We start from the raw sequence: 25,301 nt of genomic DNA on the forward strand, positions 1-25,301 counted from the left end.
GCCTCCTACGCGGTCGCCTGGGCGTGCTCGGCCCAGTAGCGGACGTGCGGCAGGTCGTCGTCGAGCCAGTAGGCGGTGTCGTCGGTGACGACGAGGAGCTCCTCGAACTTGACGCCGATGTCGCCCTTGCCGATGTGCGGCTCGATGGCCCACAGCCCGGGCTCGCAGGGCCGGTCGGACTCGTGGTTCCAGATCGGGGTGGCGTGGCTCCCGGGCCGCACCACGGACTCGAGCACCTCCCACGAGAGGTAGCCGATCGCCTGCGGGCTGAAGCCCTTGAGGCGGAAGGTCGGCAGGCGCAGCCCGGGCACCCGACCCACCCGGTGGGCCATGACCGCACCGGGGTAGTAGCTGTGGATGTTCTCGTAGCCCTGGTCGGCGATGATCTCGTCGATGCGGCGGTAGATCGCCCCCTGGGTCGCGCCGGCCCGCACCATCTCGAGGATCACGCGACGGTACGGCTCGAGGGCCATCCGGGCCTCGTGGAACTCCGGGGTGGGCTCGCCGAGCGTGCAGGAGTAACCCATGTCCGAGGGGGCCCGCCCGGCGATCGGCCCGACGTCGAGGATGACGGCGTCCCCCTCGCGCAGCGGCCGGTCGGTGGGCAGGAACTGCTTGCCGAAGTGGGCCATCTTCGGGTTGAGGATGTCGTTGAGCGGGTTGTTCGACGGGCGCACGTGCCCGCGGAAGCGGGTCCGGTCACCGAACCAGGCGAACCCGTAGTGGAAGAACCGCCGCACGCCGCGCTCGCGCAGCCAGTCCTCCAGCATGGCGGCGGCCTGCTTCTCGGTGATGCCCTCGTGGAGCCGCGCCTCGATCGCCGCGGTGGCGTCGTACGCCAGGCGCTGGGCCGTCTTGAACTCCTGGAGCTCGGCGGTGCTGAACAGCTGGCGGGTCATCGGCCTGCCCTTTCGACGGTACGCCGGAGTCGGCGCGCTCGGGTGTTGGCGTCACCTTGCCGGGAGTGGTCTCACGCGGTCTTGACCGCGGACGACAACTTCTTGACGCTGGGCGACATGTCGTCGATCCGCGGGTCCTCCCTCCAGGGGTTCAGCGAGCTGGTCGACGACCTCGGCGCGGACCCCTGGGAGCTGCTCGGCGACGCCGGGATCGACCCGGCCGCGGTCGGCGACCCCGAGAGCCTGATCACGGCGCGGAGCGTGCTGAGCGTCATGGAGAACGCTGCCCGCGCCACCGGCACGCCGGACTTCGGCCGTCGCCTGGCGCAGCGCCAGGGCATCGAGATCCTCGGCGTGCTCGGGATCGCGGCCCGCTCGTCGTCGACCGTGGGGGACGCGCTCGTCGCGGTCGACGAGCACATGGCCACCTACTCCACCGAGCTCCTCGCCCGGGTCGACCCGCAGCCGGAGGAGCGCCTCGCCTGCTTCGAGTGGCGCCTGCGCACGCTGGACGCCGTGCCCCACCAGCAGAGCGCGGAGCTCGCGCTCGGGGTGGCGCTGCGCATCTTCCGCGTCCTGGCCGGCGACACCTTCACCCCGGACGTGGTGCTGCTGCGCCACCCGCCGCTGGGGGACCCCGCGGGCTACGCCGAGCACTTCGGCTGCCCGGTGCGCTTCGAGACCGACCGCCACGGCTTCCTGTTCCGCCGTGATCTCCTCCACCGGCCGCTCTCGGACGACGTCGCCGTGCACCAGCTGGCGCTGCGCTACCTCGCCGACCAGGCCATCCCCGCCGACGTCGACGACCGGACGCCGGCGGCCGAGGTCATCCGCCGGATGCTCCCCACGGGCGCCCTGAGCCTGGAGCAGGTCGCCGCCCAGCTCGCCGTCCACCCGCGCAGCCTCCAGCGGCAGCTGGCCGTCCAGGAGACCACCTACCAGCAGCTGGTGGACGACACCCGGCGCGACGAGGCCGCGCGGCTGCTGCGCGACACCGACCTCCCCCTGGCCCAGATCGCGCACCTGCTCGGCTACACCGAGCAGAGCGTCTTCTCCCGCAGCTGCACCCGCTGGTTCGGGACCAGCCCCGGTCGGACCCGTGGCGTCCTCCGGGAGCCGCAGCCGTCGTGACCCTCGGCCGCGGTCTCCCCGAGCAGCCGCGCGGTGTACCAGCCAGAGGTGCCGAACGGCCCTGGTCGTGCGACCCGGGTCAGGCCACCATCGCGGGATGAACCAGGGCGTCCTCAACTCCATGACCGCGTCGGAACGACTGCTCGTCGCCGACACCGAACCCGCGGCGATCGCCGACCTCGACGAGGACGAGCTCCTCGAGCTGCACACCCGGATCCGCCGGGCGCGCAAGAAGTACGTGACCAACTACCGCCGCGCCGCTGCCGGTTCGGTGGCCCGGCGCGGAGGGCGCGGCCACGGCTTCCCGACCAACCAGCGTGACCGCGACAAGGCCGAGGTCTTCGAGCTGGCGCTGGCCCGGGTCAGCCGTCAGGTCGCGGTCCGCGCGAAGGAGGCCGCCGCCGAGCTGAAGGCCGAGCGACTCGCCGCGGCCCGGGCCGGCGACACCGGTCCGGACGCGGGTGCGAGCACCACGTCGGGCGCCGCACCGAGCGGGCGCACCCGGACCACCCGCAAGACGACCGGCGGGGTCAAGAAGGACGCCTCGACCCGCGCGGCCGGTGCTCGACGGCAGGCGAAGCGGGACGCCCGCGGCTGACCACGACCGCGCGGCCTCAGCCGCGCTGCTCCGCGACGCTGTTGCCCCCGTCGACGACGAGGCACTGCCCGGTGACGGAGGACGCGCCGGGCGAGCAGAGGAACGCGACCGCCGCGGCGACCTCGTCGGGGCTGGCACTGCGGCCGAGGGGCGTACGACGGCCCTGCTCGGACTCGTCGGCCGTCTGGCTGCCGGTCGCGATCCAGCCCGGGGCGACCGCGTTCGCGGTGATGCCGTCGCCGGCGTGGTCGACGGCGACCGAGCGGGCCAGGCCGACCATGCCGGCCTTGGCCGCGGCGTAGGCCGCCTCGCCGCGCATCGCCATCACCGGGCCGGTGACGGAGGCGACCATGACCACGCGCCCCCACCCGTCGGCAGCCATGGCGGGCAGGACGGCGCGGGTCGCGAGGAACGCCGTGTCCAGGTCGCGCGCGATCGAGCGCCGCCACTCGTCGTACCCGAGCTCAACGACCGACCCGGCCGTCGCGGTGGCGCCGACGCTCGTCATCCCGGCGTTGTTGACCAGGACAGCGGGCGGCCCGAGCCCGGCGCGCACGGCGGCCACCGCGGCGGCCACCTCGTCGGGCACCGTGAGGTCAGCGACCACGCCGAGCGCCTCGACGCCGGCCGCGGCGAGCTCGGTGGCGCGGTCGTGCGCGCGCCCGGTCGTGGCGGCGACCGCGACCCGCGCGCCGAGGGCGCCGAGCAGCCACGCACACGCCATGCCGATCCCGTCAGGAGAGCCGGCGCCGGTGACGAGGGCGACCCGTCCGGTGAGGTCGTACGCCGCCGGCAGGTCGCTCACGCGCGCCCCGCCAGCGCGGCGCGGACCTGCTCGTGGGTCGTCGCGTCGAAGGCGACGATGCGAGCCTCGGTGACCGCGGTCCGGGCGGACGCGAACACCTCCAGCGGGGCCGCGACGGCGTCGTCCTTGGGCCAGCCGTAGACGCCGGCCGACACGAGCGGGAAGGCGACCGTCGTCGCGCCCAGCTCGTCCGCGACCGCCAGCGCGCGCTCGTAGCAGGAGAGCAGCAGGGACCGGTCGCGCTCGCCGCGCGCGTAGTTCGGGCCGACCACGTGGATCACCCACCGCGCCGGCATCGCACCGGCCGTGGTCCAGCCGGCCTCACCGGTGGCGAGTCCGGTCGGGAACCGCGCGCGGCAGTCCTCCAGCACGGCCGGTCCCCCGGCCCGGTGGATCGCACCGTCGACCCCGCCGCCGCCCCGCATCCCGCGGTTGGCGGCGTTGACCACCGCGTCGACCCGCTGCCGGGTGATGTCTCCCTGCACGACCGTGACGTCCACGGGTCAACTGTCGCGGATCAGCTTGAGCGTCGCACGCTCCAGCGCGGCCTGCCGCTCGTCGGGGTTGGCGTAGGTGCGCCGCGTCGTCCGCTCGATCGTCCGCCCCTCGGTGTAGGCGTCGACGACCCGCGGGTCGACGTACGCCGACCGGGCCAGGGTCGGCGTGTTGCCGAGGAACGACGCGACCTCCTTCATCGCGCCGGCCACCGCGCGCTTGCGCGACGCCGCGGTGTGCCCCGGCTCCGGCGTCTCGGCGAGGGCGGCGGCGGCCAGCACCGTGGCGTGCCAGGTGCGGAAGTCCTTGGCGGTGGCCTCCAGCCCGGTGGACGAGCGCACGTACTCGTTGACCAGGTCGGGCAGGATCGAGCGCCAGGACCGACCCTCCTTGTAGGCGAGCAGCCGCAGGTCCTCGCCGCGGCGCCGGCGCATGATCTCGATCGCCTCCACGACGGTGACGTCGTCGATCTCGATCCGGTGCTCGACACCCGACTTGCCGACGAACGCGAACACCAGCCGGTCCTGGTGCCGGCGCACGTGCCGCCGCTCGAGGGTGGTGAGGCCGAACGACCCGTTCTCGTCGGCGTACACGTCGTTGCCGATCCGGAAGTAGCCGAGGTCGAGCAGGCGCACCGCCGCCGCACACGCCCGCTCCAGCGGCATCCCCTCACGGCCGAGGTCGGCGACGACGAGCTCGCGCGCCTTGGTCAGCGCACGGCCGAACATCAGCATCCGGTCGAACTTCTCCGCGTCCCGGCGGGTGCGCCACTCCGGGTGGTAGAGGTACTGCCGCCGACCGGCGTCGTCGGTGCCGACCGCCTGCAGGTGGCCGTTGGGGTAGGGCGTGACCCAGACGTCCTTCCAGGCCGGCGGGATGACCAGCGCGCGGATCCGCTCGGCGTCCTCCTCGGGGAGCCGGTCGCCGTGCGTGTCGAGGTAGACGAAGCCGCGCCCGGCCCGCCGCCGGGTCCAGCCCGGCTGGTCGGGCGACGTCCTACGGAGCCGAACCATGGCCGAGGAGTAGCCGCAGCGCACGGTCGACAAACCCGACCGCGTCGTCCAGCCAGCCCCACACCGAGACCGCGACGGCCCGCAGCACCGGCGTGTGCTCGCCCTCGCTGCTCACGTGGACCCAGCCGTCCTCGCCGACGGCGATCGCCTCGCCCTGCCGCTGCGCCGGCAGCGGGAGCTGCGCCACCTCGCGGAACCCCGGGTAGGTGGAGACAGCGGCGCTGCCGTAGCCGCGCACCACGACGTGCCGCCCGTCGGGGAGGAACGCCCCGTCGGTCGCGAACGGCAGCGCCGCTGCGACCGGCTCGAGGCGGTTCGGGTGGTCGCTGGACAGCTGCTGCGGCGCCGCGTACACCGTGCCGCCGGCGAGGTCCTTGGTGACGATGTAGAGCCGGCCGTCCGGGGCGGCCAGCAGCGTCTCGGCGTCGTGGGCGCCGTCGGGGTAGACCAGCGCGTACGACGGCGGCGTGACCGTGCGGTCGCCGGGTCCGGTCGGCACCCGGAGCACGGACACCGAGGCCCGCGAGGCGGTGTTGTCGCCGATGTCGCCGACCCAGACCTCTCCGGGGCCTGCCGGGGCCAGCGCCTCGACGTCGACGGGGGCCGGCGACCAAGAGGTCACCCCGACCGTCGCGCCGGACCCGTCGACGGTGAAGACCCGGCCCCGGTCCCCGGAGTCGTTGACGGTCACGAACAGGTCGCCGTCGACGACCAGCCCGCTCGACTCCACGATCGCCGGGTCCTGGAAGACGAAGTCGACCGGCGGGGCGGGCAGCATCAGCCCTGCTGACCGGCCAGCAGCTCCGCCAGCCTCGGCCGCAGGCTCCACGTGGCGACCAGGTCGTCGTACTCCTTGCGCACCGAGCCGCCCTTCACCGGCGCACCGGTGCGGACCGCGCGCAGCATCGTGTTGCGCGGCGTGTGCTGGCTCTCGACGAACTGCACGACGTCGACCCGGTAGCCCTGCTGGCGCATCAGCGAGGCGCGCAGCGCGTCGGTGAGCGTGTCGGCCAGCCGCTCGCGGAGGATGCCGTGCCGGGTGAGCATGGCGTACGGCGCCGGGGTCGGTGCCTTGCGGAGCTGCGCGGCCACGTCGTGGTGGCAGCACGGTGCGGCCAGCACGAGCTGGGCCCCCCAGCGCACGGCCTGGGCGAGCGCCTCGTCGGTCGCGGTGTCGCAGGCGTGCAGCGCCAGCACCAACTCCGGCGCGGGGTCCAGCGCGACCCCGCCGATGGTGCCGACCACGAACTCGGCGGCCACCCCCAGGTCGGCGGCGACCGCGCTGTTGTGGTCGCGCGACTGCTCCTTGACGTCGACACCGACCAGGCGCACGGGGAGCCCGCGCACGGAGGTCAGGTAGCGGTCGGCGGCGAAGGTCAGGTAGGCGTTGCCGCAGCCGAGGTCGGCGATCCGCAACGGGTCCTCCGCCGTGGGACGGCGCAGGTGGCCCTTCTCGAGCGCGTCGGTGATCGAGGAGTCGAGCAGCCGGAGGAACTCCTCGACCTGGCGGTACTTGGCCTGGCGGCTCGGCTTCAGGCGTCCGTCCTTGTCGGAGATGCCCAGCGCGACGAACACCGGGTCGTCCTCGGGCAGAAGCCGCGCCTTGTCCCGGTCGTGGCCGCGGTCGGCCTCTACCGGGGCCGCGCGGTCGGTGGTGTGGACGACAGCCTCGAGCTTCTTGGTCACCCGGACCTGGTGGCTCTGGCTCGTGGTGTCGACGTGCCAGTTGCCGAACGGCTCGTCGAGCAGCGCGTCCACGGCGTCCCGTGCGGCATCGCCGACGGCATGGTTGGCGGTGTGCGCCTGGGTGTCGTCGTAGGTCGTGACCTGGAGGTGCCGCCCGGCCTTGAGGTCGACGTAGCGCAGCTCGGCACGACGCCAGGTCGGCCGCTCGCCCTTCTGCCGCCCGGAGGCGACGGCCTTCACGAGCACGTCGGGGTCGAGGATGAGCCCCCGCATCCGGTTCAGGGCCCGCAGCAGCGGCTCGTTCACTTGAGGACCGCCGCGACGACGACGATGAGCAGCAGCGCCCCCAGCGCGATCGGGATCACGAGGCGGCGGTGGCGGGGGTTCACCGGTCCACTCTAGAAGCGAGGAGCTCGGCGAGGTGCATCGTGGGGACGCCGGCGAGGTCGTCGAGCTGGACCCGGCAGGACATGCCGTCGGCGAGGACCACGGCGCTCGGGTTCGCGCGCACTGCGGGGAGCAGGTGGGTCTCCGCGATCGCGACGGACACGTCGTAGTGCCCCTTCTCCATGCCGAAGTTGCCGGCGAGGCCGCAGCAGCCGGCGACCTGGGTGACCGTGGCGCCCGCCCGCTCGAGGAGCCGCCGGTCGGCCGCCCAGCCGAGGACCGAGGCGTGGTGGCAGTGCGGCTGCGCCACCACCTCGACGCCGGCCAGCGACGGCAGCGGCAGGTCGAGCCGCTCCAGCAGCTCGGCGAAGGTGAGCACGCCGACGCTCGACCCGGTCAGCTCCTCGGCGTCGCTGCGCAGCGTCGCCAGGCAGGACGGCTCGAGCCCGACGACCGGGACACCGGACTCGACGTACGGCGTGAGCGTGCGGACGGTGCGCTGCAGGATCGACCGGGCCTCGTCGAGCTGTCCGGTGGTGATCCAGGTCAGCCCGCAGCAGGCGTCGTCGGCGATGACCCGGGCGGTGACGCCGACCGAGTCCAGGAACCGGATGGCCGCGAGCGCGCTGGACGGGAAGAAGTGGTCGGTGAAGGAGTCCGCCCAGATCCAGACGTCCGGGATCCGCTCGGCGACGCCCGCCGTCCTCCGCAGCGTCCGCGGCGCGAACGCGGGGATGGACCTGCGCTGGTCGATGCCGGCGGTCGCCTTCGCCAGCCGCGCGACCGGCCCGAGCCGCATCATCCGGTTCGCCACCGGCGCCACCGGCGCGGTCAGCCGGGCCCACCTCGGCAGCCGGCCGAGGAGCACGTGGCTGCGCGGCCGCCGCGCGCTGCCGGGCCCGGAGTAGGTCGCGTGCAGCGCCTCGGCCTTGTAGGTCGCCATGTCCACCCCGGTCGGGCAGTCCGACGCGCAGCCCTTGCACGCCAGGCACAGGTCGAGCGCCTCGTGCACGGCCGGGTCGGCGAGTCCGTGCACGAGCTCGCCGTCCAGCGCCTCCTGCAGCACCCGAGACCGGCCCCGGGTGGAGTCCTTCTCATCCCGCGTGGCGAGGTAGGAGGGGCACATCACGCCGGTGGTCCGCGGTGCGACGCACTTGCCGACGCCGGTGCAGTGGTGGACGGCGTCCGCGAGCGGGATCGCCGGCCGGGGCCGCGCCGGCCGCAGGTCGGCGTCGAGCGGTCGCGGGTCGACGATGTTGCCGGGGTTGAGCAGGCCGCGCGGGTCGCAGATCGCCTTGACGGCGCCGAAGAGGGCGATCGACTCCTCGTCGTACATCAGCGACAGCAGCTCCGAGCGGGCCCGGCCGTCGCCGTGCTCGCCGGAGAGCGAGCCGCCGTGCTCGCGCAGCTTCCGTGCGCACGCGGTGAGGAAATCGCGGAACGAGGTCCCCCCGTCCGCGAAGGTGAAGTCGATGCGCACGTGCACGCAGCCGTCACCGAAGTGGCCGTAGGGAACCCCGTCCAGCCCGTGCTCGCGGAGCAGCTCGTCGAAGTCCCGCAGCCACGCGCCCAGCCGCTCGGGCGGCACCGCCGCGTCCTCCCAGCCGGAGTACGCCGGCCGCGACAGCGACCGGGCCGCGAGGCCGGCCCCGTCCTCCCGGATCCGCCACAGCGCGGCGGCCTCCGGGCCCTCGGCGACGACGCGGTGCCCGAGGGCCCCGGACTCCGCGACCACGCGCGCTACCAGCCCGGCGTCCACGACCTCGACGAAGAGCCACCCGGCCCCGCGCGGCAGCTCGGGCACCGACCCGCCGCGGGTCCGTACCAGGTCGACGATCCGGGCGTCGAGCCCCTCACAGGCGACCATCCCGCCGGACGTCGCCGCGAGCAGCGCGGGTACGGCGTCCGCGGCGTCGACCATCGAGGGGTAGCCGAGCACCACCAGCTGCCGCTCGACCCGGTCGTCGACGAGCCGCACGGTCGCCTCGCGCACCAGCGCGAGCGTGCCCTCGGAGCCGACGAGGAAGCGGTCCAGCGACCGGCCGTTCTCGGGCAGCAGGTGCTCGAGGGAGTAGCCGCTGACCTGTCGCGAGAACCGGCCGAAGGAGGTGCGGACGTGGGCGAGGTGGCCGTCGACGAGGGCACCCAGCCGGGCGGCGACGTCGGTCGCGCCGGGCCCGTGGGCGACGTCGAGGGCGACCACGTTGTCGACGGTGCGGCCGTAGCCGAGCGCCCGCGACCCGCAGGCGTTGTTGCCGATCATCCCGCCGATCGTGCAGCGGGTGTGGGTCGAGGGGTCCGGCCCGAAGCGCAGGCCGTGCGGTGCGGCCGCGCGCTGGAGGTCGGCGTGCACGACGCCGGGCTGGACGACCGCCGTGCGCGCCTCGGGATCGACGGAGACGACCCGGTTCAGGTGCCGGAGGGTGTCGACGACGATGCCGGTGCCGACCGCGTTGCCGGCGATGGAGGTGCCGGCGCCGCGCATGGTGACCGGCGTCCCGGCGTCCGCGGCCACGTCGAGGACGGCGTCGAGCTCGTCGGCGTGCCGGGGCCGGACGACCACCTGCGGGACGACCCGGTAGAGCGAGGCGTCGGAGGAGTAGAGCGCCCGGGTCAGGGTCGAGTCGTCGACGTCGGTGACGCCCCGACGGCGCAGCGCCGCCACCAGGTCGGCCGGAGCGAGGTCCGGCACGGCCGCGTCCGGAGCGTCGTTCAGCACGTCACCAGTGTTCCATCGAGTCCCGGAAGACCGCCGCGAGGTCCTCGTCCGTGGGACTGCGCGGCGCCGTCGCCAGCAGCCGCTGCTGCTGGAGGGCGCCGGCCACGAGATCGTCGACGTCGGCGTCGCCGTACCCGACCTCCGCGAGCCCGTTGGGCAGCCCGATGTCGCGCATCAGCGCGGTCAGCACGCTCGGCAGGGCGTCCGGGCCGGGCGCGACGTCGGGGTCGAGGAGCCGGGCGGCGTGCACGTGCCGCTCGGGGTCGGCCTCGTAGGTGAAGCGGAACGCCGCCGGCGCGGTCAGTGCCACCGCCATCCCGTGCGGCACCATCACGTCCGGGTAGCCGTCGGGCCGGAAGTCGCGCACCCGGCCGGCGACCGGGTAGGCATTGGCGTGCGGGATGTGCACGCCGGCGTTCCCGAACCCGAGCCCGGCGAAGGTGGCCGCCATCGCCATCCGCTCGCGGGCGACGAGGTCGGAGCCGTCCCGGACCGCGTCGCGGAACACGCCCGCGAGCAGGGTGAGGGCGCGTTCGGCCCACAGGTCCGCGATCGGGTTCGCGCCGCAGTAGGGCACCCGCTGCTCGGGCCGCTTCGCCGGGAGGTCGGCGTACCAGCGCGCCGTCCAGCTCTCGAGGGCGTGGCAGACGATGTCCATGCCCGCCGCAGCCGTCACCAGGGCCGGCTGGCTGACCGTGAGCGTCGGGTCGACCACGGCGAGCGTCGGGCGCAGCGCCGGGTGGCTGATGCCGGTCTTGACGTGCAGCGACAGCACGTCGAGCACGCAGATGGTCGTGCTCTCCGAGCCGGTGCCGGTCGTCGTCGGCACCGCGACGAGCGGCAGCAGGGGCTCGGTCGGCGCCTGTCCCCCGCCGACCGGGGCGTTGACGTAGTCCATCAGCTCACCGGGGTTCGTGGTCAGCAGGTTCACCGCCTTCGCGGTGTCGATCGAGGAGCCCCCACCGACCGCGAGGATCGCGTCGAACGGGCCGGCGTCGCGGGCGAACGCCACCGCGGCGCGCAGCGAGTCGTCGGTCGGCTCGACGCGCGCGGCGTCGTACGTCGTCACGTCGATCCCGTGCGCCGCGACCTGCTCGGCGATCCGCGCGGGGTGCCCGGTGGCGGCCACTCCCGGGTCGGTGACGAGCAGCACCCGGCGGGCGCCGTACGCCGCCAGGTCGTGGCCGACCTCGGCGCTGGCGCCGGCGCCGAACTTGAGGGCGGGCGCGGCGTAGGTGAAGACGGTCTCGCTCACTCCGCCAACCTAACCGCCACGCACCTTGTACCCTGAGCGCAGCGGGGAAGGGGGGCTTCCGATGCGCCGTGTGTGGCGCCATGCGCGCTGGGTCGTGCTCGGCCTGGCCGTCGTGCTCGTGGCCGGTGGTGTGCTGTACACCCAGCTGCGCTCCCCCATCGCCTCGTTCGGCTCGCCCGACACCGGAGCGCCGCACCCCGTCGTCGACGGCAACCGGATCGTCGACGAGCGCAACGGCCTCGCGTTCGTGCCGCGCGGGGTGAACTGGAGCAGCTTCGAGTACGCGTGCGCCCAGGGTTGGGGCTACTCGGCGCTCGACAACATCGTCGCCCGCGACCCCTACGCCACCGAGGCGAAGATGATCGCGAAGTGGGGCACCAACACCGTCCGGCTCCCGCTCAACCAGGACTGCTGGCTCGGCACCCGCGGCGCCCCGGTGAGCGACCAGTACGAGGAGCGCACGGTCGCGGGCTACCGCGACGAGGTGCGGAAGTTCGTCGCGGCGCTCAACGACGAGGGCCTGGTGGTGATCCTCGACCTGCACAGCCGCAAGCGGATCGGACAGCCGGAGTTCGGCAACCTCGCGATGCCGGACTCGGAGTCCATCGCGTTCTGGAACTCGGTCGCCACTGCGTACGCCGGCAACCCGTCGGTGATGTTCGACGCCTTCAACGAGCCCTACTCGCGCTACAACGCCAGCGGTACCACGTTCCTGTTCGACCTGACCTGGAAGTGCTGGCGCGACGGCGGCTGCCAGGCCCCGGCGGAGGACGACCAGACGGCCACGCTCGGACGGGTGACCTACACCGTCCAGGGCATGGCGGCGGTCCTCAGTGCGATCCGGAGCGCGGGAGCCGAGCAGCCGGTCCTGCTGGGCGGCCTGGACTACGCCAACGACCTCAGCCACTGGGCCGAGTTCGCCCCGGACGACGACCAGATCGTCGCCGCGGTCCACTCCTACGACTTCAAGGACTGCGACGACGAGCAGTGCTGGAACGACGTGCTCGGCAACCTCGCCGACCGCGTCCCGGTCATCACCTCGGAGCTCGGGGCCGAGCACCCCGAGGACGGGTACGTCGACCGCTACCTCGCGTGGGCCGACGAGCACGAGATCGGCGTGCTGTTCTGGGTGTGGGCCGACCACCCCGCCGACCCGATGGCCCTGGTGACCGACGAGCGCGGCCACCCCACGGCGTACGGCCTCACGGCCCGGAAGTGGCTCACCGGGCACGCTCAGAGCACCCCCTGAGGGGCCCGAAAGCAACAGCCGATCCACGCCCGGTCAACGATCCGGCAACAGGCCATCAACGGTGGACCAGACCGCCCCTGGATGTGCCTGAAACGGCACTACCGTGACAGAGATCGAGTCCACCATGGGGGTGGTTGGATCGACGTTCTCGGTGTTGGGGGATGCCGAGCAGGGGGGAAGAGAACATGACCGTGCAGGCAAGCCCGTCACGGCCGGCGACCAAGTCGGTCGGCGCTGCCGTCCTCGGCATCCTGCTGACGCTGGCGATCTTCGCCACCGTCATGCTCAGCTTCCTCATCGCCCCCCTCGTGGTGCTGCTCGGGGCGTACTTCGTCTACGCGATGTTCCGCGGCCGGAAGAAGAAGTCGGACGCACCGCCCGCCGGGGCGGCCCAGCCCGGCCAGCCCGGCACCCACCCGGGCACCGAGTCGGCCCCGCGGTCGAGCCACGGCTTCGGAGCGGGGACCTCATGACCAGCACCACCTCCTCCTCGACGTCCGCCGACGTCCGCCGCAGTCCGCGGCTGACCGACGGCGTCGACCAGGACCTGCGCTACCTGATCCCGGAGGGCATCTGCCGCACCTTCCGGGTGATGCCGTACGCGTCGCTCGACGGCGTCGTGCTCGTCGCGGCCGCGGACGCCGACGACGGCATCACCGCCCAGGTCGTGGCCGAGCGGATCGACCGCCCGGTCCGGCTGGTCCGGCACACGGTCAACGAGATCACCGCCGCCATCGACTCGGTCTACCCGCCGCAGGGCACCGAGATGGAGACGCCCGAGGCGCGCCGCGCCCGGATGCAGATGGCGCAGATGCTCACCCGCAGCGGGCTGATCACCGACGAGCAGCTCCAGCGGGCGATGCTCGAGTACTCCCGGACCGGCGACCCGCTCGGCGACATCCTGGTCTCGCACGAGGCGATCAGCGAGGACGTGCTCGTCGCGGCGCTGTCCGAGATGTACCAGATGCAGCGTGTCGGTCTCTCCGAGTTCGCCCCGGACATGGAGGTCGCCCGCCGGCTCCCGGAGCCGCTCGCGCTCGCCTTCCAGGCCGTGCCCGTCGCCGCGACCGAGGACCTGGTCCTGCTCGCCGTCGCCCGGCCGCTGGACGCGGACCGCGCCGCGCAGGTGGAGGAGGCGCTCGGCTCGCCGTTCCGCCAGCTGCTGGCCAACCGCAGCGAGCTCGACCAGCTGATCCAGCGGGTCCACTCCCGGCACTACGCCGAGGTCTCGACCCGGCTGCTGATGGAGACCCGGCCCGAGGAGTCCGCCCACATCGTCATCTCGGGCGGCCAGAAGGCCGGGCTGGTGATCTTCGCGATCATCGTCGTGGTCTGCGGGGTCATCTGGCCCTGGCCGACCGCGATCGGCCTGGTCGGACTGTGCAGCGCGCTCTACCTCGTGGTGACGGTCTACAAGGTCCGGCTGACCATGCAGGCCCTGGGCACGCACCTGGAGACCGACGTCACCGACGAGGAGATCGCGGCGCTCGACGAGCGGTACCTCCCGATGTACACGATCCTCGTGCCCCTCTACAAGGAGGCGGCGATCGTGCCGCGCCTGGTGCGCGACATCAACGCGCTGGACTACCCACGGACCCGTCTCGACGTGAAGCTGCTCTGCGAGGAGGACGACCAGGAGACGGTCACCAGGATCCGGGAGATGCAGCTGCCGCCGCACTTCCACCTGGTCGTCGTCCCCGACAGCCAGCCGAAGACGAAGCCGAAGGCCTGCAACTACGGGCTCCAGCTCGCCACCGGCGACTTCTGCGTGATCTACGACGCCGAGGACCGACCCGACCCGGACCAGCTGAAGAAGGCCTTCATCGCGTTCAGCCGGGTCGCGAGCAACGTCGTGTGCGTCCAGGCGAAGCTGAACCACTTCAACCAGGACCAGAACATCCTGACCGCCTGGTTCGCCAACGAGTACTCGATGCACTTCGAGCTGATCCTGCCCGCGATGGGTGCCGCCGAGGCGCCGATCCCGCTGGGCGGCACCTCCAACCACTTCATCACCTCCAAGCTGCGCGACCTCGGCGCCTGGGACCCCTTCAACGTGACCGAGGACGCCGACCTCGGCATCCGCCTGCACCGCGAGGGCTACCGGACCGCGATGATCGACTCGACGACGCTCGAGGAGGCCAACTCCCAGGTCCCGAACTGGATCCGCCAGCGCAGCCGCTGGAACAAGGGCTACATCCAGACCTGGCTCGTGCACATGCGGCACCCGATGTCGCTGCTCCGTGCGACCGGCATGCGCGGCTTCCTCAGCTTCAACCTGACGATGCTGACGGCCTTCGTGCTGCTGCTCAACCCGATCTTCTGGGGCCTCACGACGCTCTACGTCTTCACCCAGGCCGGCTTCATCGAGCAGCTCTTCCCGGGCATCATCTTCTACGTCGCCAGCGGGCTGCTCTTCATCGGCAACTTCATCTTCGTCTACCTCAGCGTGGCCGGGAGCCTCCAGCGCGGTGAGTTCTCCCTGACCCGGACGGCGCTCATCTCGCCGCTCTACTGGGGCCTGATGAGCTGGGCGGCCTGGAAGGGCTTCATCCAGCTCTTCACCAACCCGTTCTACTGGGAGAAGACCACCCACGGCCTCGACGACGGATCGGCAGGTTCGTGATGAGCACCCCGACCGTCCTGCACACCAAGGAACGCCTCAGCGGCGTCGTCCAGCTCGTCGGCCGCAAGCCGAACGACGTGCCGAAGCGTCGCTGGGAGAGCATCCTGGTCTTCCTCTTCTTCGCCGTCGGCTACAGCTGGTTCGGCTACTGGGTCGTCGTCGACCTGCACGTGGTCGGCTTCGAGACCCTCGACCGCCTCAACCGGGCACTCATGGTGTGGCACAACGACCCGGCGAAGCTGTCGGCCATCGGCTTCGACTACCCGCCGCTCTCGACCCTGCTGATCACGCCGCTGGCGGTCTTCCGCGGCTTCGTGACCTCGATGGCCGCCGTACCGGTCGCCTCGGCGATCTTCGCCGCGTTCACCATGGTCGCCTTCAACACGATGATGCGCCGCGCGCTGATCGCCGGCCCCCTGCGCTATGCCCTGCTGCTCTCGCTCGGCGCGAACCCGCTGGTGCTCCTGTACGCCACCACCGGCACCCGGCACTTCATGTGGATCGCGTTCGTGGTGACCGCGCTCGGCTCGCTGATGGCGTGGTACATCACGGCGGACGTCCGCTGGGTGATGCTGGCCGCCATCTCGTACTCGGTGGCCGCCCTGGCCGGCTACTCCTCGCTGACCCTCTTCGTGCTCAGCGCCATCATGGTCGGCGCGATCCTGGCGCGGCTCGGCGCGGACGGCACCGAGGTCGAGGGGACCGTGGTCGGGTTCACCGCGCCCACGGTCTACGTCGTGGCGCTGTGGACGGTCTTCAACTTCATCCTGCTCTACAACCCGTTCAACTGGGTCACCCAGAGCAGCGACTCCGCAGCGTCGGGCGGCCTGGACATGTTCTCGGCGGTCGACCTGATGAAGGCCACCGGGGAGCTGGTCCTCTACGGCGCACCGCTGGCCATCTTGGTCCTGCCGATGCTGATCTTCTCCGGCTTCGCGCGCAGCAACCCGTTCGCGCTCTGGCTCGGCGTGCTGCTCGCGGCAGCGATCCTCACCCCGGCGCTGGCGGTCGCCTTCCGGCTCACCGACTCCCCGATGCTCATGCGCAACGCCCTGCCGATCCTGCTCATCTCGGTGATCGGGGCGGTCTGGCTGGCGCGGTCCGCCGACGAGGGCAGCACCTTGGTGGCCGGGCTGGTCGTCGTGGCCCTGCTCGTCAGCATCCCGTGGACGCTGAACGCGATGAAGACCTACCGCTACCAGAACCTCGAGGCTCCGTTCGCCGCCGCGATCACCACCGGTGAGTCGCAGGAGGGCGCGGAGACCCTGAACGGTGACAAGGTCGGCATCGTCTCCGAGCAGGCGATGGCGGAGTACATCCGCAACAACGTCACCACGGGCAACTCGATCCTGACCGACAACGCCCAGACCTACGCCGTGATGATGCTGACCGGCCACCCGGAGTACTTCTTCGACCGGGTGGACAAGAGCGACGGCCCCTGGAAGGAGGTCGCCCGCGACCCCGCCGGCGAGGTCGACTACATGCTCCTCGACGTCGCCGACAACGGCGACCTGCTCACCAAGCTCTACCCGGACGCCGCCGCCGGCAACGACCCGCAGCTGCAGGTCGTCTACAGCACGCCGCGCTACGTCCTGGTGAGCGTGCCGGCCGGCTACTCGCCGGACCAGGCCACCGATCAGCAGCTGCAGGGAGGTTCGTGATGGCCGACCAGCGCCAGTCACCCATCGCCCCGCCGCCCTCGGTCGACGACGTGCTCTCCTCGCTCACCGACGACAGCCGGATCGGTCAGGTCGACTTCTCCGCCACGCTCGCGGCCGCGGAGCAGCCGACCCCCGGGTCGGCCGCGGCCCGGGCCGCCCGCCCCGACACGGTGCGGGCGCGGCGCGAGGCCGAGCGCCGGGCCCAGTCCGCGGACGCCGAGCCGGTCGCCGAGCCGGCAGCCGAGTCCGAGCCGGTCGCCGAGGTCGCCCCGGAACCCGAGCCGACCCCGGAGCCCGAGCCCGTCGTCGAGCCCGTCGTCGAGGCCGTCGCCGAGCCCGCACCCGAGCCCGTCGCCGACGTCGTCCCGGAGCCCGAGCCCGAGCCGACCGCCACCCGGGTGATGGAGCCCGCCCTGGCGCCGCCCCGGCCGAAGAAGGTCCGGCGGCCGAAGAAGCAGGCCACCGCCAAGCCCGAGCCGGCCGCCGCGCCCGTCGCACCACCGGTCGCCGAGCCGGTCGTCTCGCAGGCCCCGGTGCCCGCACCGGCGGTCGAGCCGCCCCCGGTGCCCGTCGTCGCCCAGGCTCCCGCCGAGCGGCGCGTGGTCGACGCCGCGCGCGCGGTCGACGAGATCGCGGTCGAGGTGATCGCCCGGATGCGCGCCGCCGAGCAGGCCACGCTGCGCCACCTCGAGGCGATGGAGCTCGAGGCGACCCGCCGCTACGAGCTGGTCACCTCCCAGGCCGAGCTGGACGCGGAGCTGATCCGCCTCCAGTCGCGCCGCGAGGCGCACGCCATCGTGAGCGCGGCCCGGCTGCGCGCCGGCGACCTCGCCGAGGAGCACGCCGACCCGGAGGACCAGGGCCACCACCTCGCGATCTTCAGCGACTCGGTCTCCCGGGTCGCGGACGCCACCGACGCCGCCTTGAGCCGGCGTCGCGGGGGCGGGGCGTGACGACCATGACGACCACCACCAGCACCGTGAAGAGCAGGGCCATGCACCGCCGCACCTCCGTCCTCCTCGCGCTCGTCACCGGCAGCGCGCTCGCGCTCGCCGGCTGCGGCGGGAGCGACGACAGCACCGACAGCACCAAGGGCGGCAACGTGGTCGTCACCGTCGACCCGAACGAGGCGAACAGCGTCGTCGTGCCCGAGCGCCGGTTCTTCAGCGACACCTCGCCCTGGAACCGCCGCATCGACACCGTGCGCGTCGACGTCCACTCCGACCGGATGATCCGCTTCGCCCAGGAACGGGTCGGCGTCACGGAGGTGCCGGGCTCCAACCTCATCACCCAGCGGCGCGACCTGGTCGACAGCGGCCTCTACATCAACACCTACCGCTGGACCGTCCCGGTCGTCGCGGGCGGTCGTCCCACCCAGCTCGTCTGCCGCCAGCTGGTCTGCGGCGACGGCTCGAACACGACCACGCTGAACATCCCCGACGACGTCGACCCGGACCCGCGGTACGACGGCTGGTACACGGTGTTCGACACCTCGGCCTCGGTGGCCTACGACCTGTGGCGCGCCCGCCGCGAGGACGACGACACGATCTCCTACAACTTCATGCGCAAGTGGGACCTGAACGGTCCTGGTTACAGCGTGCCGTGGACCGAGGCCGCCCGCGGCTCGGGGCTGCCGCTGTTCGCCGGCCTGATCCGGCCGGGCGAGCTCGAGTCCGGTGAGATCCAGCACGCACTGGCGATCAGCGTCCCGGGCCCGGCGACCGGCATCTTCGTGCAGCCGGCATCCTCGACCGACGGGAACGGCCGGCCGTCCTCTGTCCCCGAGGGCGCCCGCATCCGGCTCAAGCGTGACGTCGTGCTGCCGAAGCCGCGGGACCCGATCACGGGCAAGCTGATCAAGCTGACCAAGCAGCAGCAGCGGATGGCCGACGCGATCGTCGCCTGCCTGCGCACGTACGGCGCGATCGTGGTGGACCGGGCCGCGGTCCCGACGCTGTACGCCCAGCGCACCGTGACCGACAACCTGATCCAGGGCAACGAGCTGCAGGGCCTGACCCTCGACGACTTCGAGGTGCTGCCGATCGGGCAGACCTACCACTACCCGCCCGAGGAGGACGAGGTCACGCTGGTGACCCCCTCCGCCTCGCCGAGCGGGCTGCCCTCGTCGAGCAGCTCGCCGTCGGCGACGAGCTCGCCGACCGGCGCCGTGACCGTGGAGGTGAGTCCGTGATGACCAGGAACCCGCGTCGGACCCGCCTGGCCGGGTCGCTGGCGGTGGCCGCGGTCTCGCTCTCCCTGCTGGTCGCGTGCTCCGACCCGTCCCAGGAGGCGACCGACACCGTCAGCGAGGGCCAGGCCAACGACTTCCAGGCCCAGCAGGCGCAGATCAAGGACATCGACCGCGCCTACGCCCAGCTGCCGGCACGCCCGTCCGGCCAGGTCGACATCGACGGGTCCACCGGCGGGTCGCTGACCCCGCGCGAGGTGGCGGCCTACGAGGCCACCCCGAACGCTGCGGAGGTCAACTTCGCCGACAACGGCGAGGACCAGGCCTTCCAGGAGCTCTGCGCGGGCCAGATCGACCTCGTCGACTCCGCGCGTCCGATCAGCCGCGCCGAGTGGGAGGCCTGCCAGGCCGTCGGCCTCGACGTCGTCCAGTTCCAGGTCGCGGCCGAGGCCGTCGTCGTGGCGATCAAGTCCGAGACCGACGTGGGCGCCGACTGCCTGAGCACCGACCAGGTCCGCGACATCTGGCGGGCGGGCTCGCCCCTGACCAACTGGAGCCAGGAGCCGCTGGGCTACGACGACGTCCCGTTGCGGGTCGGCGGCCCCAACCCGGACAACGAGGGCTTCGGCTTCTTCGGCCGCTACGTCCTCGGCGCCCCCGAGCCGTCCCGCGTGGACCTGCGCTCGGACTACTTCCTCGCGGACTCCGACGAGGCGGCCCGCCTGTTCGTGGTCGGCAAGCCGTGGATGCAGGAGCGGGCCGCCCGCTTCGACGACGCGTCGCGGCTGCGGGCCCAGGCGAACCAGATGGTCCAGGACGCGCGGCAGGAGCTGCAGGCGGCCCGCGAGGAGCTGGCGGTCGCGCTGGCGGAGCGGGCCAAGGGGATCCGGGACGAGCGGAGCCCCGCGGACAAGGCCAAGGACCAGGCCCGGGTCGACGCGGCCTTCGTGCGCCGCGCCAAGGCGATCAACCGCTACAACGCTGCGCTCGTGCACTACCGCAAGGTGAACGCCCGGTTCGTCGACGTCAACCACGCCCGGGAGCTCTACAACCGCTACCGCGGGCACGTCGCCTACTTCCGGTTCAGCTACTACGAGCTGTTCGAGGACCAGCTCCGGCCGTTCGAGATCACCGACCCCGACGGTCGCGAGAACTGCATCTTCCCCAGCCAGCGCACGATCACCTCGGGTGAGTACCCGCTGGCCCGCCAGCTGCTGATCACCACCACGACGCGGTCGCTCGCGCGGGCCGAGGTGCGCGACTTCATGCAGCACTACCTGCGCTCGGCGCAGTCCCTGGCCGCCGACAACCGGCTGGTCGCCCTCTCCAACGACACGGTGCGGCTGGAGCAGCAGTGGCTGACCGGGGAGAAGGACCCGTTGCTCTACGCGCCCGAGGACCAGACCTCGACGGCCACCCCCGAACCCGTGCAGAGCGAGAACCCTGCTCGATGACCCGTCACCGCCCCCTCCTGCTCGTCCTGCTCCTCGCCCTGGTGCTGGCGACGGTCGGCGTCGCACCGACGTACGCCGGCGGGTCGGCCGCGCAGCGGGCGGTCCAGCAATCACGCAAGATCGTCGTCCAGTGGCAGGGCTACCAGAAGCACCCGAAGTACCAGAAGTCCGCCGACGTGCCCGGGATCGGCCAGGTGGACCTGGTCTGCCGCCCCAACAGCACGATGATCCGCATGCACGCCAACAACCGTCGCGCCGAGTCCCAGATGTGGCTGGCGAAGTTCGAGACCAAGGGCGGCCGGGACGTCGTCGCGGTCAAGAACGTGCGGATCTACACCTACGACACCGCCACCGACGACGGCACCGGCGGCACCGGGCCGCAGGCGCACGAGGGCCTGAACCAGCAGACCCCGATCGAGGACTTCGAACGGGGGACTGCGTACGGCGTCATCAGCCAGCGTCCCGGGCGCAACCAGCCGGGCGGCGGCGCCCTGGCCGTGCCGGCGACCGCGTTCAAGCTGACCTGGTACTGGGAGCGGTTCGCCTACCCCGGCAGCCAGTACTGCAGGATGACCCTGGACCTGAACACCGACACCGACCAGCAGTTCGGACTGAGCTGGCACGGCGACGACGACGCCGCGTCCCACACGACCAGCGCGACGGCGATCCCCGGCTTCGGGACCGCGCAGCTGACGTGCGAGACCGGGCGCAACGGTGAGCGGTCGGTCGCGCTGGCGACCGACGACCCCACCTCCTACATGGACTACGAGTACATCACCCAGGAAGGACTCGTCGACGACCACGTCGAGCACTACGACGACCTGCCGTGGGACCCGGTGACCGGGCTCCTCGGGCCCGTGCGCGTCCCCGGCAACGGGATGATGCGCATCTGGTGGTCGGTCGGCGGCGTCAAGCAGCAGTGGGTGCTGTCCTCCTACGTGAAGTCGAACAGCGCCACGAAGCCCGACCTCAACGTCTGCGAGATCGCGGCCGCTCCCCTGCCCTGAGGCCCGCGGCCCGGAGCGCCTCGGTGACGACGTCGAGGACCGGCTGGTCGCCGGCCTCGACCGCCTCGACCGGGACCCACGCGACGGCGTCCGTGGTGCCGCCCTGCTCGACCACGCGGGGCTCGGCGTCCTCGGCGACGGTGGCCCGGAAGATCAGGTGCACGCCGTGGAAGTCCTCGCGACGTCCGGTCGGCGCGGTGCCCTCGAAGTGCACGTCGTGGACCTCGAGCAGCTCGCCCACGCCACACTCGATGCCGCACTCCTCGCGGACCTCCCGCACGACGGCGGTGCGCGGGGTCTCCCCGTGCTCGACCCCGCCGCCGGGCAGGGTCCACGACCCGCTGTGGTGCCCGGTCGACGAGATCCGGGTGAGCAGGAGGTCCGTGCCCCGGGTGATGAACGCGTACGCGGCGAGGCGCTGCCGCTGGGCGGGCCGGTGGTCCGCCAGCGCCTCGAGCACCATCGGCGCGACCGGCACGGTCTGGTCGAGCACGTCGGCGACGCGCTTCCACGCCGCCTCGACCGTGGACCCACCGACCTCGAGGACCCGGGGGGCGGGCGCATCGACCGGCACCCACCCGTCGTACACGATGCGCAGCGCGTGCGCGTCGACGCGACGTCCTTCGCGCCAGGCTCCGGGCAGGTGCGCGGAGTAGACCCGGGCGGTCTCCCCCACGGTCGCCTCGAGCCCGGTCTCCTCACGGATCTCCCGGACGACCGCGTCGCGGGGGTCCTCGCCGTGGTCGAGACCGCCACCGGGCAGGGTCCACAGCTCCTCGGGCGTCACCGACGCCGCCAGCCGGCTGAGCAGGATCTGGTCGTCGCGGAGGATCACGGCGTACGCCGCGACCCGCTGGCGCTTCGGAAGGCCGGTCATCCGCTCGGTCACGTGAACGGAGGCCGGTGGTCGCGGGCGATCGACCTCCGGCCGGCCCAGCGCCACACCCGGGCGGCCCGGTCGCGATCCTCGTCGGTCACCAGGTTGCCCATCCAGCGCAGCGCCAGGGTCATCAGCCAGTCCGAGCGCATCCCGGCCGGCCCCAGCGTCGGCAGCAGGCGCGGGACCGTCACCAGCCCGGCCAACCGGCGGGCGATCGAGAACGACTCGCCGTAGTGCTCGCGCAGCAGTGCCGGCCAGACGACGCCCAGGTCGGCACCGGGCTGCTCCTCCAGGAGCTCGGCGAGCAGACGCCCGGTCTCGAGGCCGTAGTCGATCCCCTCACCGTTGAGCGGGTTCACGCACGCCGCGGCGTCGCCGATCAGGGCCCAGTTGGGGCCGGCGACGTTCGAGACCGCGCCGCCCATCGGCAGGAGCGCCGACGTCGGCATCCGCAGCTCGTCGCCGAGCTCGAACTCCGCGCGCCGCTCGTCGGCGTAGAAGGACATGAGCGGCTTGATCGCGACCTCGGCCGGCCGCTTGGCGGTGGCGAGGGTACCGACACCGACGTTCACCTCGCCGGTCCCGAGCGGGAAGATCCAGCCGTACCCCGACAGGATCTCGCCGTCGCGGCCGCGCAGCTCGAGGTGGGAGCTGATCCAGGGGTCGTCGGACCGACCGGAGGTCACGTAGCAGCGGCCGGCGACGCCGTACACGGTCTCCCGGTGCCACTCGCGTCCGAGCACCTTGCCCAGCGGCGAGCGCACGCCGTCGGCGACGACCAGCCGGCGGCAGCGGATCTCGACCGGTCCGTCGGCGGTCCGGAAGACGACGGCGGCCACCCGGCCGCCCTCCATCCGGACGTCGACCGCGCGGTGTCCGTCGACCGCGACCGCACCGGCCTTGATGGCCGTCGTCCGCAGGTGGTCGTCGAGCTCGGTCCGGGCCACGGCCGAGCCCCAGTCGGGCAGCGAGCCGCCCGGCCACGGCAGCAGCAGGGCCTGCCCGAAACCGTGCGCGCGCAGCCCCTGGTTGACGGTGTGGGCGCGCAGCCAGTCCTCGAGCCCGAGCCGCTGCAGCTCACCGATCGCGCGCGGCGTCAGCCCGTCGCCGCAGGTCTTGTCGCGGGGGAACGTCGCGGAGTCGGCGATCACCACGTCCAGACCGGCGCGTGCCGCCCACGCCGCGGCCGCCGACCCGGCCGGGCCGGCGCCCACCACGAGGAGGTCGGTCTGCGCGGGGCTGCTCACCCGCCGATTGTCTCAGGCGAGCGCACCCCGCCGGGAATCAGGCTCCCTGCTCGCCCATCGGCGGGAACCGCTCCTCGGCCTCCTCGTAGCCCTCGGAGTCGGTGAACATCCCCTTCTCCTCGTCGAACTCGCGGTCGGTGTTGTCGACCTCGGCCTGCTCGGGCCGGTTGTCGGGGTCGAGCCGCTCGCGGCGTTCCTGCTCGACCTCCTCGTCCGTCTGCCCCTCGGCGCGTTCGTCGGTCTGCTGGTCGGTCTGCTGGTCCGGGTCCTGCTCCGCCTGCTCGTCGGTCTTCTCGACCTGCTCGACGGCCCCATGCTGCGAATCGGTCATGGTCGACGGTAAGCCTTGTGGCTCAGCAAGTGAACCCGTTCGTTGCGGCAGCCGGTGGTCGGGTGCGCGACGTACTGCGAGTGCGTCTCGTCCGGCACGTAGACCCGGAACCCGTCGACGTGCGCCGGCCGGCACCGGTGCCGCGGGTAGGCGCTCGCCACCGCCGCCGAGACGACGCTGACCACCTTCTGCCCCGGTCGCACCACGATCGTGCGCACCCGGCTCGGGTCCCGGTCGGCCGGCGCCCCGATCTGGGTCCCGTCCCCGCCGCCGACGTACGACAGCCCGCCGTACCCGCGGATGCTGCACGGGTGGTCGGACCCGTTGCGCAGCACGATCCGGCCGTACCGGTGGCTCGTCGCAGCCCCCGTGGCGTGGTACGACGCCGCCAGCTCGGTGTTGGTGCACTCGACCACCCCGCGCGCCGTCGCACCCCCCGCCGCCCCGGGCACGCCGATCATCATCAGCGCCGTCACCACGACGACGCCCCAGCTGCTCTTCCTCATGACGCTCCTCCTCCACCCCGGACCCCGCGGCCCGACACCGGTGAGATGCCCCGCGAGCCCGCTCGGTTGCCGCTCCCCACGATGCACCCGCCACCCGTCCCCCACCACCCCCGGGCGCGGGCGCGGGCCGGGAGTTTCATCGGCCGGCCGACGAAACTCACGGCTGGACGACGAAGCTTCATCGTCCAGCCGTGAGTTCCATCGTCCAGGCACCCCCACCCCGAGCACGACCGAGGAGGCAGCGAGCCGGGCGGCGGCCGGAGGCCGCCAGGTCGGCGGAGGAGCATCGAACCGAGGCGTGGCGCCGGCGCGGCGCCCTAGCACCGCCCACGCCACCGGCGACGCGGCAAGGTAGCGACGAGCCGACCAGGCGGACCGCAGGCCGCCGCACCCAGCACGAACAACGAGGAGGGCGACCCACCCACCAACCCAGCACGACCGAGAAGCCGACGAGCAAGCCGGCCGCCGGAGCCCCGTGGCGCCGGCGGAGGAGCGTCACGCCGAGGCGTGGCGCCGCGACGGCGCGCAACCCCGAGCGACGCCCTCGGCGACACGGCGAGGCAGCGACGAGGCGGCGACACGACAGGGCGCAGGCGGACGGCCCAGCACGCCGCACGACGAGGAAGCACACACCGACCCCGCGCCGCGCCATCGGCGCGGAAATGGCCGAAGGCCCCGTCCCCCACGAGGAGCGACGAGGCCTTCGGACGAGCGATCAGCTCAGTTCTGGTACGACCCGAAGTCGAAGTCGTCCAGGGCGACAGCCTGACCCGAGCCGTTGCCGAACTCGTAGTCGTAGGAGTCGTAGCCGGTGACGGAGTACGCCGCGGCACGCGCCTCCTCGGTGGGCTCCACCCGGATGTTGCGGTACCGCTCGAGGCCGGTACCCGCCGGGATCAGCTTGCCGATGATGACGTTCTCCTTCAGACCGCGCAGCGAGTCCGAGCGGCCGTGGATCGCTGCGTCGGTGAGGACGCGGGTGGTCTCCTGGAAGGAGGCCGCCGAGAGCCACGACTCGGTCGCCAGCGAGGCCTTGGTGATGCCCATGAGGACCGGGCGACCCGAGGCCGGCTTGCCGCCCTCGGAGACCACGCGCCGGTTCTCCTCCTCGAACCGCACCCGGTCGACCAGGTCGGACGGGAGCAGGTTGGTGTCACCGGACTCGAT

General features: G+C 72.7%; 22 protein-coding genes and 1 pseudogene. 10 read left to right on the forward strand and 13 right to left on the reverse strand.

Features of this window, described 5'->3' with window-relative positions; all coding sequences use genetic code 11:
* Positions 1–5: 5 nt before the first annotated feature.
* Entirely contained in the window at positions 6–899 is an 894-nt protein-coding gene (locus ACILRH_RS20825; RefSeq protein WP_395695988.1) for a M24 family metallopeptidase, read from the reverse strand.
* An 81-nt stretch (positions 900–980) separates the two neighbouring features.
* Here ACILRH_RS20825 and ACILRH_RS20830 point away from each other — a divergent pair, with 81 nt between their 5' ends.
* Both ACILRH_RS20830 and ACILRH_RS20835 read left to right on the forward strand, forming a co-directional pair.
* Positions 981–2,030 carry an AraC family transcriptional regulator gene (locus ACILRH_RS20830; protein ID WP_395695989.1) on the forward strand — a complete coding sequence of 350 codons (1,050 nt, stop codon included), beginning with the start codon at positions 981–983 and terminating at the stop codon, positions 2,028–2,030.
* 97 nt (positions 2,031–2,127) lie between these two features.
* The gene (locus ACILRH_RS20835; protein ID WP_395695990.1) at positions 2,128–2,628 is read left to right on the forward strand and encodes a hypothetical protein; all 501 of its coding nucleotides are present in this window, start codon (positions 2,128–2,130) and stop codon (positions 2,626–2,628) included.
* Between the two features lie 16 nt (positions 2,629–2,644).
* Here the strand turns inward: ACILRH_RS20835 and ACILRH_RS20840 are convergent, their stop codons facing one another.
* The 7 genes from ACILRH_RS20840 to ACILRH_RS20870 all read right to left on the reverse strand — a co-directional run bounded on the left by ACILRH_RS20840 (position 2,645) and on the right by ACILRH_RS20870 (position 10,988).
* Positions 2,645–3,433, reverse strand: a complete 789-nt coding sequence (locus ACILRH_RS20840; protein WP_395695991.1) for an SDR family NAD(P)-dependent oxidoreductase — start codon at positions 3,431–3,433, stop codon at positions 2,645–2,647.
* The gene (locus tag ACILRH_RS20845; RefSeq protein ID WP_395695992.1) at positions 3,430–3,933 is read right to left on the reverse strand and encodes an O-acetyl-ADP-ribose deacetylase; all 504 of its coding nucleotides are present in this window, start codon (positions 3,931–3,933) and stop codon (positions 3,430–3,432) included. The genes ACILRH_RS20840 and ACILRH_RS20845 overlap by 4 nt, the downstream gene beginning before the upstream one ends.
* Before the next feature lie 3 nt (positions 3,934–3,936).
* On the reverse strand, positions 3,937–4,941 hold the full coding sequence (locus ACILRH_RS20850; RefSeq protein ID WP_395695993.1) for a DNA topoisomerase IB: 1,005 nt from the start codon (positions 4,939–4,941) through the stop codon (positions 3,937–3,939).
* Complete coding sequence (locus tag ACILRH_RS20855; RefSeq protein ID WP_395695994.1) at positions 4,925–5,719, reverse strand: hypothetical protein; 795 nt, start codon at positions 5,717–5,719, stop codon at positions 4,925–4,927. The genes ACILRH_RS20850 and ACILRH_RS20855 overlap by 17 nt, the downstream gene beginning before the upstream one ends.
* Positions 5,719–6,933 carry a class I SAM-dependent methyltransferase gene (locus ACILRH_RS20860; RefSeq protein ID WP_395695995.1) on the reverse strand — a complete coding sequence of 405 codons (1,215 nt, stop codon included), beginning with the start codon at positions 6,931–6,933 and terminating at the stop codon, positions 5,719–5,721. Before ACILRH_RS20860 ends, ACILRH_RS20855 begins: the two co-directional genes overlap by 1 nt.
* Before the next feature lie 79 nt (positions 6,934–7,012).
* Complete coding sequence (locus tag ACILRH_RS20865) at positions 7,013–9,733, reverse strand: FAD-binding and (Fe-S)-binding domain-containing protein (protein WP_395695996.1); 2,721 nt, start codon at positions 9,731–9,733, stop codon at positions 7,013–7,015.
* Between the two features lies 1 nt (position 9,734).
* Positions 9,735–10,988, reverse strand: coding sequence for a hydroxyacid-oxoacid transhydrogenase (locus ACILRH_RS20870; protein WP_395695997.1), 1,254 nt, complete (start codon positions 10,986–10,988; stop codon positions 9,735–9,737).
* A 61-nt stretch (positions 10,989–11,049) separates the two neighbouring features.
* Between ACILRH_RS20870 and ACILRH_RS20875 the strand changes: the two genes are divergently transcribed.
* The 8 genes from ACILRH_RS20875 to ACILRH_RS20910 all read left to right on the forward strand — a co-directional run bounded on the left by ACILRH_RS20875 (position 11,050) and on the right by ACILRH_RS20910 (position 21,170).
* Positions 11,050–12,237 (forward strand): cellulase family glycosylhydrolase, encoded by a 1,188-nt coding sequence (locus ACILRH_RS20875; protein WP_395695998.1) that lies wholly within the window; start codon positions 11,050–11,052, stop codon positions 12,235–12,237.
* Between the two features lie 185 nt (positions 12,238–12,422).
* Positions 12,423–12,710 carry a hypothetical protein gene (locus ACILRH_RS20880; RefSeq protein ID WP_395695999.1) on the forward strand — a complete coding sequence of 96 codons (288 nt, stop codon included), beginning with the start codon at positions 12,423–12,425 and terminating at the stop codon, positions 12,708–12,710.
* Positions 12,707–14,860, forward strand: a complete 2,154-nt coding sequence (locus ACILRH_RS20885; RefSeq protein ID WP_395696000.1) for a glycosyltransferase — start codon at positions 12,707–12,709, stop codon at positions 14,858–14,860. The genes ACILRH_RS20880 and ACILRH_RS20885 overlap by 4 nt, the downstream gene beginning before the upstream one ends.
* Positions 14,860–16,521, forward strand: a complete 1,662-nt coding sequence (locus ACILRH_RS20890) for a hypothetical protein (RefSeq protein WP_395696001.1) — start codon at positions 14,860–14,862, stop codon at positions 16,519–16,521. Before ACILRH_RS20885 ends, ACILRH_RS20890 begins: the two co-directional genes overlap by 1 nt.
* A complete protein-coding gene (locus ACILRH_RS20895) occupies positions 16,521–17,474 on the forward strand; it encodes a hypothetical protein (RefSeq protein WP_395696002.1) in 954 nt (317 codons plus the stop codon). Before ACILRH_RS20890 ends, ACILRH_RS20895 begins: the two co-directional genes overlap by 1 nt.
* Before the next feature lie 5 nt (positions 17,475–17,479).
* Positions 17,480–18,712, forward strand: coding sequence for a hypothetical protein (locus tag ACILRH_RS20900; protein WP_395696003.1), 1,233 nt, complete (start codon positions 17,480–17,482; stop codon positions 18,710–18,712).
* Complete coding sequence (locus ACILRH_RS20905; RefSeq protein WP_395696004.1) at positions 18,712–20,163, forward strand: substrate-binding domain-containing protein; 1,452 nt, start codon at positions 18,712–18,714, stop codon at positions 20,161–20,163. The genes ACILRH_RS20900 and ACILRH_RS20905 overlap by 1 nt, the downstream gene beginning before the upstream one ends.
* Complete coding sequence (locus ACILRH_RS20910; protein WP_395696005.1) at positions 20,160–21,170, forward strand: hypothetical protein; 1,011 nt, start codon at positions 20,160–20,162, stop codon at positions 21,168–21,170. Before ACILRH_RS20905 ends, ACILRH_RS20910 begins: the two co-directional genes overlap by 4 nt.
* Here the strand turns inward: ACILRH_RS20910 and ACILRH_RS20915 are convergent.
* The 5 genes and pseudogenes from ACILRH_RS20915 to ACILRH_RS20935 form a co-directional block, all read right to left on the reverse strand.
* Positions 21,133–22,047 carry an NUDIX hydrolase gene (locus ACILRH_RS20915; RefSeq protein WP_395696006.1) on the reverse strand — a complete coding sequence of 305 codons (915 nt, stop codon included), beginning with the start codon at positions 22,045–22,047 and terminating at the stop codon, positions 21,133–21,135. The two genes, ACILRH_RS20910 and ACILRH_RS20915, sit on opposite strands and share 38 nt — an antisense overlap.
* Positions 22,048–22,055: 8 nt before the next feature.
* Positions 22,056–23,297: a geranylgeranyl reductase family protein gene (locus tag ACILRH_RS20920; protein WP_395696007.1), complete on the reverse strand. Its 1,242-nt coding sequence runs from the start codon at positions 23,295–23,297 to the stop codon at positions 22,056–22,058.
* A gap of 37 nt (positions 23,298–23,334) precedes the next feature.
* The gene (locus ACILRH_RS20925; RefSeq protein WP_395696008.1) at positions 23,335–23,628 is read right to left on the reverse strand and encodes a hypothetical protein; all 294 of its coding nucleotides are present in this window, start codon (positions 23,626–23,628) and stop codon (positions 23,335–23,337) included.
* The gene (locus ACILRH_RS20930) at positions 23,625–24,134 is read right to left on the reverse strand and encodes a DUF4232 domain-containing protein (protein ID WP_395696009.1); all 510 of its coding nucleotides are present in this window, start codon (positions 24,132–24,134) and stop codon (positions 23,625–23,627) included. Before ACILRH_RS20930 ends, ACILRH_RS20925 begins: the two co-directional genes overlap by 4 nt.
* A 720-nt stretch (positions 24,135–24,854) precedes the next feature.
* A pseudogene (locus tag ACILRH_RS20935) lies at positions 24,855–25,301 on the reverse strand (DNA-directed RNA polymerase subunit beta'); the annotation flags it as partial.

The organism is Nocardioides sp. (assembly GCF_044226765.1).
GTDB lineage: Bacteria > Actinomycetota > Actinomycetes > Propionibacteriales > Nocardioidaceae > Nocardioides.

Bases quoted from the DNA above. Each gene is read 5' to 3' on its own strand.
- ACILRH_RS20825 (WP_395695988.1), bottom strand. From the start codon at position 899: ATGACCCGCCAGCTGTTCAGCACCGCCGAGCTCCAGGAGTTCAAGACG.
- ACILRH_RS20835 (WP_395695990.1), top strand. From the start codon at position 2,128: ATGAACCAGGGCGTCCTCAACTCCATGACCGCGTCGGAACGACTGCTC.
- ACILRH_RS20850 (WP_395695993.1), bottom strand. From the start codon at position 4,941: ATGGTTCGGCTCCGTAGGACGTCGCCCGACCAGCCGGGCTGGACCCGG.
- ACILRH_RS20855 (WP_395695994.1), bottom strand. From the start codon at position 5,719: ATGCTGCCCGCCCCGCCGGTCGACTTCGTCTTCCAGGACCCGGCGATC.
- ACILRH_RS20875 (WP_395695998.1), top strand. From the start codon at position 11,050: ATGCGCCGTGTGTGGCGCCATGCGCGCTGGGTCGTGCTCGGCCTGGCC.
- ACILRH_RS20880 (WP_395695999.1), top strand. From the start codon at position 12,423: ATGACCGTGCAGGCAAGCCCGTCACGGCCGGCGACCAAGTCGGTCGGC.
- ACILRH_RS20885 (WP_395696000.1), top strand. From the start codon at position 12,707: ATGACCAGCACCACCTCCTCCTCGACGTCCGCCGACGTCCGCCGCAGT.
- ACILRH_RS20890 (WP_395696001.1), top strand. From the start codon at position 14,860: ATGAGCACCCCGACCGTCCTGCACACCAAGGAACGCCTCAGCGGCGTC.
- ACILRH_RS20895 (WP_395696002.1), top strand. From the start codon at position 16,521: ATGGCCGACCAGCGCCAGTCACCCATCGCCCCGCCGCCCTCGGTCGAC.
- ACILRH_RS20900 (WP_395696003.1), top strand. From the start codon at position 17,480: ATGACGACCACCACCAGCACCGTGAAGAGCAGGGCCATGCACCGCCGC.
- ACILRH_RS20905 (WP_395696004.1), top strand. From the start codon at position 18,712: ATGACCAGGAACCCGCGTCGGACCCGCCTGGCCGGGTCGCTGGCGGTG.
- ACILRH_RS20910 (WP_395696005.1), top strand. From the start codon at position 20,160: ATGACCCGTCACCGCCCCCTCCTGCTCGTCCTGCTCCTCGCCCTGGTG.
- ACILRH_RS20915 (WP_395696006.1), bottom strand. From the start codon at position 22,047: ATGACCGGCCTTCCGAAGCGCCAGCGGGTCGCGGCGTACGCCGTGATC.
- ACILRH_RS20925 (WP_395696008.1), bottom strand. From the start codon at position 23,628: ATGACCGATTCGCAGCATGGGGCCGTCGAGCAGGTCGAGAAGACCGAC.
- ACILRH_RS20930 (WP_395696009.1), bottom strand. From the start codon at position 24,134: ATGAGGAAGAGCAGCTGGGGCGTCGTCGTGGTGACGGCGCTGATGATG.